The sequence below is a fragment of the Chamaesiphon sp. OTE_20_metabat_361 genome (assembly GCF_031364565.1).
Window position 1 is genome coordinate 1 of the sequence record NZ_JANLWO010000471.1, and the last position, 1,679, is coordinate 1,679.

At 43.3% G+C, this 1,679-nt stretch carries 3 protein-coding genes; all 3 read right to left on the reverse strand.

The window, feature by feature from the left end; all coding sequences use genetic code 11:
* Nucleotides 1-486 (reverse strand): MFS transporter (locus RMO35_RS13805; protein WP_309741875.1); only part of this gene is annotated, 486 nt, incomplete at its 3' end.
* Nucleotides 487-612: 126 nt separating this feature from the next.
* Nucleotides 613-1,209 carry a hypothetical protein gene (locus RMO35_RS13810; protein WP_309741876.1) on the reverse strand — a complete coding sequence of 199 codons (597 nt, stop codon included), beginning with the start codon at nucleotides 1,207-1,209 and terminating at the stop codon, nucleotides 613-615.
* Between the two features lie 211 nt (nucleotides 1,210-1,420).
* The coding region (locus RMO35_RS13815; protein WP_309741877.1) for a type II secretion system F family protein at nucleotides 1,421-1,679 on the reverse strand (259 nt) is incomplete at its 5' end.

Sequence of the window (1,679 nt, forward strand, 5' to 3'; positions counted from 1 at the left end):
GTTGTAGTCTTCGGTTAACTCAGCGGTTAAAGCAGTGTAAGGCAAGCTATACATCGTCATAAACGTCCCCAGCAGCATCGAAACCACAGTGTAGAAGCTAAATAAACCCCACTGATTGGTGGCGGGAAACGGAATCAACCACTGACAGATAAACAGCATCCCGAAGGGAATTGCCGCAAATAACATCCAAGGATAGCGCCTACCCCACTTTGCTTTGATTTTGGCACCAAATGTATCCCCCCGATCGCTCATCACCCCGATCGCTGGATCGATGAACGCATCCCAGACTCTAACGATCAATTGCGTCGCTCCCGCCAATCCTGGTCTTAAATGAGCGACGTTGGTTAAGAATGGAGAGAGATACGATAGGAGTAAAATCCCGACAATCGCACCCCCGATGTCACCCGCACCGTAAGCCAGTTTGGTGTTAAAGGTCATTGGTTCGATCGGCGGAAGCTTAGCAGTCTCAGCGGGAGGATTCATCATCTGGTACTATTTACAACTGTTAAATTCGGTCTAACTAAGCAGTTAAAATCGAATCGGCTCAAATCATCTTGCTAGATCGCCATAACAGCATTGTAGCTTTTAACTCCTTTTAATCGGCACCTGAAATTAGAGATCCGATAATTCTGTACCGCGTTCGGGGGGTATTAATACAGCGATCGATGTTTGGCGATTTTGAGCGATGACAAAGGGTAAATGCGAGCCAATTAATCCTTGTTTGATACTTGCTGAGGTGCGATCGAATATTACAAACAGTGGATACAGATGTTCGACACCTTCACTAATAATATGCCGATAGTATTGTGGCATTACCCATTCATAGTCGCGATCGAGTAATACCTGCGTCCGTCGCCACCGCGCGAGTAAATCGGAAAAATCTTCTTCAGGCTGCTGGATAAATATTAAAATCTCGCCACCCATCTTAATTTTCCACTCCGGATCGCACATAAGATATGCCAGATCGCAAGGCAGTAAAATTGTTTGTGAAGTAGTACTAATCGGTGAAGATCGATCGAGTTGCTGGATTAGTGGAACTTTGCGAAGCTTGACGACAGGTAACGGTATCGTAATCAAGCTTTCTTCCGACCTTCGGATACTGGGAATCATTTCTAGATACGGACGATACTGTTTGAGTAATTCTACTGCTTCAGTATGATTGCTATAGCGCGTTAAAAGTTCTTCGTAGTCTGATTTTTTAATCGACATATAAATTTATTAATAATCAAAAGCAGTTAGGACGATAGTGATGCTATATCCCCGACTTCTTAAAAGAAGTCGGGGATACGATCTGCCTTAATAGGCTTGGCAGTGGCTATAGACAATGAGATTCGATCGAATCGTAGCTACCTAATAATTAGGTAGAGTAATAAATGTTCATTACTCTACCTATGTCAATCAGAAATACTTTTTAAGGTTTCTAACCGAGCTTTTCAAATACCTTGAACATCGGTAGATACATCGAAAGGAGAATTACGGCGACCATCCCGGCGAGAAAGACCATCATAATTGGTTCGAGGACACTGGTGAGAGCTTTAACCGCTTGTTCGACTTCATCTTCATAAAAGTCAGCAACTTTCATCATCATTGTATCTATTTCCCCAGTTTCTTCACCGATACTGATCATTTGAATTGCCAGCGACGGGAACACTTTTTCACGTTGGAGGGCATTACTTAAC